The organism is Mycobacterium sp. ML4 (assembly GCF_054515735.1).
Genome location: NZ_JBTNSY010000031.1, coordinates 50,521 through 59,564 on the forward strand (window position 1 = coordinate 50,521; position 9,044 = coordinate 59,564).

The following is a 9,044-nucleotide window of genomic DNA, read 5'->3' on the forward strand; positions in this document are numbered from 1 at the left end:
GATCCGTGCCGCGCGGTCTGCCGACGGGCCAGCGCCTGATCCCGGTGTGAAGAACGCCGTAATCCCGGTGCGACGCATTCACGGTTGACGGCCACCGAAGCCGCCGAGAACACCAGGGGCACCGGCGCCGCCGTTTTGGCCGTTGGGGCGATCGCCGTAGCTGCTCCCGTCGCTGTCCAGGCCAAGAATGATGTTGCCGAAGGGGTCGTGGGCGTCGCCGCCGCGGCCACCGCTGCCACCGTCGCCACCGAAGCCGCCCTGGCCGGTGCCGTGGCCGCCATTCCCGCCGTGGCCGCCGTTGCCGCCGTTACCGCCGACGGTCGCTCCGCGGCCACCGCCGCTGCCGCCATTGCCGCCGGCACCGCCGTTGCCTCCGTCGCCGCCGATGCCGTTGTCGCCGGTGCCGGTGCCTCCGTCACCGCCGTTGCCACCGGCGCCCCCGGTGCCGCCGGGATTCAGATTGCGGCCGACGCCCCCGTGGCCGCCGGTGCCCCCGGCGCCGCCGAGGTGGCCGTCACCGCCGCGGCCGCCGTTGCCGCCCGGCACGCCGTCGCCCTGAGCATCCGAGGCGCTGCTGTTGCCGCCGTCGCCACCCCTGCCGCCGTGGCCGTCCTGGCCGGTGCCATTGCCGCCGCTGCCACCGGTCCCTCCGGTAGCACCCGACCCGGCGTTGCCGCCCCTGCCGCCGTAACCGGCCTGTCCGGTGCTGTTGCCGCCGTCGCCGCCGGCGGCGCCGGCGCCGCTGACCGAGTTTCCTCCGCTACCCCCGTCACCGGCGTGGCCGCCGGCGCCGGACGCGTCGCCACCATTTCCGCCGATCCCGCCGCCGGCGCGGCCCTGGCCGCTACCGCCGTTGCCACCCTGTCCGCCGGCGACAGCACCGTCACCGCCATCGCCGCCCGCGCCGCCGGCGCCGCCGGTAACACCCGCACCGCCGCCGTTGCCGCCGGCCCCTCCCGCTCCACCGGCGCCACTGGTGCCGTTTCCGCCGCTGCCACCGCTACCGCCATTGCCGGCGTTGCCGGCGCTGCCTTGCCACTGAATCCCGTTGCCACCGGTCCCGCCGGCTCCGCCGTTGCCGCCAGCGTTGGTACCGGAGCCACCGTTGCCGCCCCTACCGCCGTTGCCCGCCTGAGCGACCGTCCCGCCGTCGACGGTGTCGCCGCCGGTGCCCCCGTTGCCGCCGTCGCCGCCGACGCCGTCGACGGCGTTGCCGCCGTTGCCGCCGTTGCCGCCGGCGACCCCTGGACTGCCGCTGTAAGCCGGGCCAGCGCCGCCGCCGTTGCCGCCGTTACCCCCGTTCCCGCCGGCGCTGGTGGCATTGCCACCGTCGCCGCCGTTGCCGCCCGGAGTACCGAAGTCATCGAAGGAATAGCTCGAGGTCCCGCCGTTGCCGCCATTGCCGCCGTTGCCGCCGAGCCCGTTAGAGCCACCGCTACCACCAGTTCCGCTGTGGCCGCCCGCGCCGCCGTTGCCGCCGTTGCCGCCGTTTCCGCCGGCGAAATCGGTCGATTGGCCCGAGTTGCCGCCGTTACCTCCGGAGCCGCCGTTGCCGCCGTGGCCACCGCTTCCGTTGGTGCCGCCCTCGCCGCTATTTCCGCCGTTCCCACCGTTGCCTCCCTTCCCGCCTGAGACGCCGTTGGGCTGGTCGCTGGTGAGACCTGTTGTGCCGTCAGGCCCGCGGAAGCCGTTGCCTCCGTTGCCGCCCGTACCGCCGGTGCCCGCGCTGCCGGGCTGGCCCCCGGTCCCGCCGGACCCGGCCTGCCCGCCGGCGCCGGCGTCGCCACCGTTCCCGCCGTTCCCGCCGTTATCGGCGAACCAGTCCACGCCGTTGCTGTACCAGGCGTCGCCGTCGTGGCCACTGCCGCCCAGACCCCCGTTTCCACCGGCCCCGCCGTTGCCGTTGATTCCGCCTTCGCCGCTGTTTCCACCTGCGCCGCCGGCACCTCCCGCCCCACCATTGCCGCCATTGCTCCCGGAAACGGGGTAGCCGTCGGCGTTGCCACCGTTGCCGCCGATACCGCCGGTGCCGCCGTTGCCCACCCAGCCGCCGGTGCCACCGGTCCCGGCATGGCCGCCATCGCCGCCGCGGCCCCCGGCTCCGCCGCTGCCGCCGTCGGCGCCTTGGAAATTGCCGAATGGCGGGTTGGTCTGGATGGCCTTGCCGATGCTGCCGTTGCCGCCTGTTCCGCCGGTGCCGCCCTGGCCGCCGCTGCCGTTGGTACCGTCACCGCCGCTGTTGCCGCCGGCCCCACCGTTGCCGCCGGCGCCGCCGGTATAGCCGCTGCCCGCGACGCCGTCGGCCAGTGTTGATCCGCTGTCACCGTTTCCACCGTTTCCGCCGGCGCCGCCCATCCCGCCGTTGCCCCAGGATCCGGTGACGCCGCCGGTGCCACCGCTACCGGCCTGGCCGCCTTTGCCCGCGTTGCCGCCATCGCCTCCCGCGCCGCCGCTGTGGCCGTTGCCGCCCGTCTTGCCGGTTGAGTCGTAGAAGCCGTCGGCGCCGTGGGCGCCGTTGCCGCCGGCGCCTCCGTTCCCGCCGTGGCCTCCGTTCCCGTTGGTTCCGCCGGTACCGCTGTTGCCGCCCGCGCCGCCGGCGCCGCCGGTCCCGCCTGTCAACCCGGTGCTGCCGCTGCCGTCGCCGGAGCTGGTGGTGACGGTTCCGCTGTCGCCACCGTTGCCGCCTGCGCCTCCGTCGCCACCGTTGCCCGCGGCACCGTCGTGGCCGCCGTTGCCGCCGGTGCCCGCCAGGCCGCCCGTGCCGCCATTGCCGCCCGCGCCGCCGTCGCCGCCATTTCCGCCCGTGGCGTCCGCGACTGCGGATATTCCGTTTCCGCCGAAGCCTCCGGTTCCACCTGCCCCGCCGGCGCCCCCGGTGCCGTTGACACCGCCGCCGCCGCTGGCCCCGCCTGCCCCGCCTGCACCGCCGGACCCCCCGGCGTAGCCGGAGCCGCCGTCGGGGTTGTCCCCGGAGCCGTCGGCGCCCGCACCGCCGGCCCCGCCGTTGCCGCCGTTTCCGCCGTTGCCACCGGTGCCGGAGGCGCCGGCCGCACCGCCCACGCCGGCCGCACCGCCTGCGCCGGCTGCCCCGCCGGCTCCTCCGGTGCCGCCGCTGGCGCCTGCCGCGACGGTCGACGCGGCACCGTCACCGCCTTGGCCCCCCGCGCCGCCACTACCGCCCAGCCCACCGTCGCCGCCGTGACCGAACAACAGTCCGTTCGCGCCGCCGGCCCCGCCCCGGCCGCCGGCTCCGCCGGCACCACCGCTGGTGCCGGCCATGCCGGATCCCGCTGCTCCCGACGTTCCGGCACCGCCGGCTCCGCCGTCGCCACCCATCCCGCCCGCGCCGCCGTGGCTGAAGAACAGGCCCGCTCTGCCGCCGACTCCTCCGTCACCACCTACTCCTCCGGCGTGGCCAAGGGCGCCGGGGGCACCGGCCCCGCCGCGTCCGCCGGCGCCGCCGACGCCAGATACAGTCCCGCCCGCTCCGCCGGCACCCCCCGTCCCGCCCGTCGGCCCCGCGCCGCCGGCTCCACCCGCTCCACCGTTGCCGAACAATCCTGCCGAGCCACCGGCGCCGCCGTTTTGACCTGCGGAGCCGGCCGCGCCGTTGCCGCCATTACCCCAGAGCAAGCCGCCGTCACCGCCGCGGCCGCCGGCGGTTGTCGCGTCGGCACCGTCGCCGATGAGGCTGCGTCCCAGCACGGTTTGCGTCGGAGCGTTGATCATGTCGAGCAGCTCCTGTTGCACCGTATTGATGGCCTCGGCCGCGGCGTAGGAGTTGGCACCAGCTGTCAGAGTGCGCAGGAACTCGTCGTGAAATGCGGCCACCTGGGCGTTGACCGCCTGAAATTGCTGACCGTGCGCGCTGAAGAGCGCAGCGATACCGGTAGAGACCTCGTCGGCGGCCGCGGACAAGAGTTCGGTCGTTGTACTGGACGCCGCGTGCGCAGCCGCACTGAGTGCAGAGCCGATCCCGGCGACATCAGTAGCAGCGGCCGCGAGGAATTCGGGAGCGACAAATACAAATGACATCGAAGGCTCCTTCCGCAGCACCGGACTCTGCCGCGCGATGCATGTGCGATCGTTGTCAATTTGTTGAACGCCCTGTTCAGCACCGAGATCGAGGAGCCGACAACTCGCGGCTCACCGGGGGTGGACGCCTCGCCGCCGGGCTAAAGTGCGCCCATGACGAAACGCGCGGCCACAGCCGCAGTCGTGGTGATGCTGCTCGCGCTAACCGGTTGCGGGTCCTCCCGGCCGGTCGCCGGCCCGTCGTCGCCCCCGGCGCAGGTGCCGCCCAACGAGGTGTCGGGAGTGCAGATCCCCGCCGGCCGCATCGACGAAGCCGTCGCCAAAGTCGACGGTCTGGTAGCGGAGCTGATGAAGAACTCCGGCATTCCGGGCATGGCTGTCGCGATCGTCCACGGCGGAAAGGTGTTGTACGCCAAAGGGTTCGGGATCAGAGATACCGGCAGGGCGGACAACGCGGACAATAAGGTCGACACCGACACCGTCTTTCAGCTGGCATCGGTGTCCAAGTCGGTCGGGGCGACCGTGGTGGCCCACGAGGTGACCGAGGGTGTCATCACCTGGGATACACCCGTGGCGACCACGTTGCCCGGATTCACACTCATGGACCCGTATGTCGCCACGCACGTCAGCGTCGCCGACCTCTACTCGCACCGCTCGGGCCTGCCCGACCATGCCGGTGATGCGCTCGAAGACCTCGGTTACGACCGCCGGCAGGTGCTGGAGCGGCTGAGATACCTGCCGCTCGCGCCCTTTCGAATCAGCTACGCCTATACCAATTTCGGTGTGACGGCGGCGGCCGAGGCGGTCGCCGCCGCGGCCGGCAAGCCCTGGGAAGACCTGTCCGACGAGGTGCTGTACCGCCCGCTCGGCATGACGTCGACCAGTTCGAAGTTCGCCGATTTTCTGGCCAGGCCCAACCACGCTGTCAACCACATCAAGGTGGGCGATAAATGGGAAGCGCGATTTCAGCGCGATCCCGACCCCCAGACGCCGGCCGGCGGGGTCAGCTCGTCGGTCAACGACATGGCGCGCTGGCTGACCATGGTGATGGGCAACGGGACCTACAACGGCCAGCGGATCACCTCGCCGGAATCGCTGCTTGCCGCCATCACCCCGCAAGTCATCTCGACTCCCGCCAGGAACCCCAACGCCAGAGCCGGCACTTACGGTCACGGGTTCAACACCTCGGTGACCTCGTCCGGGCGGACGATGTACAGCCACTCGGGTGCGTTCGGGCTCGGTGCCGCAACCAATTTCGCGGTGCTGCCCTCCGAGGACCTCGGCATCATCGCCCTGACCAACGCCGCGCCGTACGGGATACCGGAGGCGCTGAACGCGCAGTTCATGGATCTGGTGCAGTACGGCCAAGTGCGTGAGGACTGGGCGAATTTGTATCGCCAACAGCTGGCGCCGATGAACAACCCGGACGGCACGCTCGTCGGTAAGCAGCCCCCGGTCAGCCCGGCACCGGCGCGACCGGTGAGCGACTACGCCGGCGTCTACAACAACGAATACTGGGGACCGGCCACCGTCACCGACCGTGACGGCCAACTGCAACTGTCACTGGGTCCCAAGAACCAATCCTTTGACCTGGCGCATTGGGACGGTGACACTTTCACATTCCCGCTGGCCACCGAAAACGCACTGCCCGGATCGATTTCCAAGGCAGTGTTCAACGGCAATGCACTGAAAATCGAGTACTTCGACTCCAACGATATGGGGACCTTCACGCGATGACGGTTCGCGGTCTCACCGATGCCGAAGTGGCGCAACGGGTTGCCGACGGGAAAGCCAATGACATTCCCGAGCGCGCCACCCGCAGCATCGCGCGGATCGTCCGGGACAACGTCTTCACCCGGATCAACGCCATACTGGGCGTGCTGTTCGGCATCGTGCTGCTCACCGGATCGCTGATCAACGGGCTGTTTGGTCTGCTCATCGTCGCCAACAGCGTTATCGGGATGGTCCAAGAGATCCGCGCCAAACGGACGCTGGACAGGCTGGCGATCGTAGGCCAGGCAAAGCCGTTGGTGCGTAGGCAGTCCGGCACGGTGACCATTTCTCCGGGCAAGGTGGTGCTGGACGACATCATCGAACTCGGGCCCGGTGATCAGATTGTCGTCGACGGCGAGGTGGTCGAGGAGCAGAACCTCGAGATCGACGAATCACTGCTGACCGGCGAAGCCGACCCGACCGCAAAAGACGTCGCAGACAACGTCATGTCGGGAAGTTTCGTCGTCGCCGGCAGCGGTGCATACCGTGCCACCAGGGTTGGTGGTGATGCTTACGCAGCCAAACTCGCAGCGGAGGCGAGCAGGTTCACATTGGTCAAATCCGAACTGCGCAATGGCATCAACCGCATTCTGCAGTTCATCACCTACCTGTTGATCCCGGTGGGACTGCTGACCATCTATACGCAATTGTTCACGACGAATGCGGGTTGGCGGGAGTCGGTGCTGGCCATGGTGGGCGCCCTGGTGCCCATGGTGCCCGAAGGCCTGGTACTGATGACATCGATCGCGTTCGCCGTCGGTGTCGTCCGACTGGGTCGACGCCAATGCCTCGTCCGGGAGTTGCCTGCGATCGAGGGACTCGCCCGGGTGGACGTGGTGTGCGCGGACAAGACAGGCACGCTCACCGAGACCGGCATGCGGGTGTCAGGCATTGAGCACCTCGCGGCGACCGAGGAGCACGTCGGCGACGTGCTTGCCGCCCTTGCAGCAGCGGATGCCCGTCCCAATGCCAGCATGTTGGCGATAGCCGAGGCCTACGACACCGACCCCGGCTGGACCGTCACCGCGACAGCACCTTTCAAGTCGGCAACCAAGTGGAGCGGCGTGTCGTTCGGCGATCACGGCAACTGGGTGATCGGTGCAGCCGACGTCCTGCTGAGTCCCGATACCGGGGCGGCTGAACAGGCCGAGCGGATCGGTGCGCAGGGGCTGCGCGTTCTGCTGTTGGGTGCCACGGAGACCGCAGTAGACGACCCGGCCGCCCCGGGCGCCGTGACACCCGTGGCGTTGGTGGTGCTGGAGCAGAAGGTACGCCCCGACGCCCGCGAGACCATGGAGTACTTCGCTGCCCAGTCGGTCACGGTCAAGGTGATCTCCGGCGACAACGCGGTGTCGGTTGGGGCGGTCGCGGAAAAACTCGGCCTGCACGGACCGGCGATGGACGCACGCCGGTTGCCGACCGACAAAGCGGCGTTGGCTGATGCCCTGGACTCACACAACACCTTCGGCCGGGTGCGGCCTGACCAGAAGCGTGCCATCGTGCATGCCTTGCAGTCACACGGCCACACCGTGGCCATGACCGGTGACGGTGTCAACGACGTGCTTGCCCTCAAGGACGCTGATATCGGCGTAGCGATGGGTGCGGGCAGCCCGGCATCCCGCGCGGTGGCGCAGATTGTTCTGCTGGACAACAGGTTTGCCACGCTCCCGTACGTGGTCGGCGAGGGCCGGCGAGTGATCGGCAACATCGAGCGGGTCGCCAGCCTGTTTCTCACCAAAACCGTCTACTCGGCACTGCTGGCGTTGCTGGTCGGTCTCGAGTGTTTGCTGGCCGGTCCGTTAGGGGTCGAGCCGCTGTTGTTCCCATTTCAGCCGATCCATGTGACGATCGCCGCCTGGTTCACCATCGGAATCCCGTCATTCATCCTGTCCTTGGCTCCGAACAACGAGCGGGCCTATCCGGGTTTCGTGAGGCGCGTGCTGACGTCCGCACTGCCCGCCGGATTGGTCGTGGGCATCGCAACGTTTGCGACTTACCTGAGCGCGTATCAGGGCCGCCATGCGACAACGGTGCAACAGGACCAGGCATCCACCGCGGCGCTGATCACCTTGCTGGTGACGGCGGTCTGGGTGCTTGCGGTTGCGGCGCGCCCCTACCAATGGTGGCGGTTGGCGCTCGTCATCGCCTCCGCAGTGGCGTATGTGGTGATCTTCAGTCTGCCGTGGACGCAGAAGAAGTTCTTTCTGGATCCGTCAAATCTCTGGGTGACCGCGCTCGCTCTGGGTATCGGCGCGCTGGGCGCTTCTGCGATCGAGATGATGTGGTGGGTGCGAGCCCGGATTCTCGGTGTACGGCCGCAGGTTTGGCGTGAGGTGCGATAGCTCGTTGCTTGGAAGCCGTTGTGTAAACGGACTTTACAGAAAGCATGTGATGCCAAATTCTTATGACCGGTAGTCATTCGTATTTGGTACATTCCACGAATTCCTGCAGCAGTGAGCGTACGCTGACGCGCTATCAACCGCTGGAGACAGTCGGATAAACCACGGCGTTTGCGGTGTCGATTGCGGGGATCGGTGGGCGGTCGCGGGCTTCGCCACTGCCGGGAAGGGTGCGGCGATGGATTTCGTGGGATCGCCACCGGAGCTCAACTCGGCGCGCATATTTGGCGGCGCGGGGACGGACTCGCTGCTGGCGGCGGCGGTTGCCTGGCAAGAGCTGGCCGACGAGCTAGGGTCCGCGGCAACCGCCTTTTCCGCAGTGACCTCGGCGGTGGCGGGCGCCTCCTGGCAGGGCCGAGCGGCGGCGGCCATGGTCGATGTGGCCGGACTTTACCTTGGTTGGTTGACCACAACCGGTGCACAAGCCGAGCTGGCGGCCGGCCAAGTTCGGATGGCGGCAGCGGCGTTCGAGGCGACGCTGGCAGCGACGGTGAACCCGGGTGCGGTCTTTGTCAACCGCTCTCAATTGCTGTCGTTGGTGACCTCGAACCTGTTGGGATTCAACGCCCCGGCGATCGCAGCGGTGGAAGCCGAGTACGAGCAGATGTGGGCGCAGGACGTCGCCGCCATGCTGGGCTACCACGCGGAAGCCTCGACGGCCGTGTCCGCGTTGGCACCGTTCACACAGCTGCTCGAGCACCCGCTCGGAGCGGGGGCGGCGTTCGTGACGTCAATTCGGGCGGCGCTGAGTAATCCCGCGGGCCGCGCCAGCATTTTCAACGCGGGCCTGGCGAACGTGGGTGTGGGCAATGTCGGATTCGCCAACATCGGGAATGC

At 69.4% G+C, this 9,044-nt stretch carries 4 protein-coding genes; 3 read left to right on the forward strand and 1 reads right to left on the reverse strand.

Features of this window, described 5'->3' with window-relative positions:
* Nucleotides 1–78: 78 nt before the first annotated feature.
* On the reverse strand, nt 79–4,035 hold the full coding sequence (locus ACX9NE_RS26060; RefSeq protein ID WP_459364749.1) for a PE family protein: 3,957 nt from the start codon (nt 4,033–4,035) through the stop codon (nt 79–81).
* 153 nt (nt 4,036–4,188) lie between these two features.
* Here ACX9NE_RS26060 and ACX9NE_RS26065 point away from each other — a divergent pair, with 153 nt between their 5' ends.
* The 3 genes from ACX9NE_RS26065 to ACX9NE_RS26075 all read left to right on the forward strand — a co-directional run.
* Complete coding sequence (locus ACX9NE_RS26065; protein WP_459364748.1) at nt 4,189–5,772, forward strand: serine hydrolase; 1,584 nt, start codon at nt 4,189–4,191, stop codon at nt 5,770–5,772.
* Nucleotides 5,769–8,150: a cation-translocating P-type ATPase gene (locus ACX9NE_RS26070; protein ID WP_459364747.1), complete on the forward strand. Its 2,382-nt coding sequence runs from the start codon at nt 5,769–5,771 to the stop codon at nt 8,148–8,150. The genes ACX9NE_RS26065 and ACX9NE_RS26070 overlap by 4 nt, the downstream gene beginning before the upstream one ends.
* A 235-nt stretch (nt 8,151–8,385) precedes the next feature.
* On the forward strand, nt 8,386–9,044 hold a 659-nt coding region (locus ACX9NE_RS26075), incomplete at its 3' end, for a PPE family protein (protein ID WP_459364746.1).

Excerpts from the sequence above, each read along its gene's own strand:
- ACX9NE_RS26060 (WP_459364749.1), bottom strand. The coding sequence starts at position 4,035 with ATGTCATTTGTATTTGTCGCTCCCGAATTCCTCGCGGCCGCTGCTACT.
- ACX9NE_RS26065 (WP_459364748.1), top strand. The coding sequence starts at position 4,189 with ATGACGAAACGCGCGGCCACAGCCGCAGTCGTGGTGATGCTGCTCGCG.
- ACX9NE_RS26070 (WP_459364747.1), top strand. The coding sequence starts at position 5,769 with ATGACGGTTCGCGGTCTCACCGATGCCGAAGTGGCGCAACGGGTTGCC.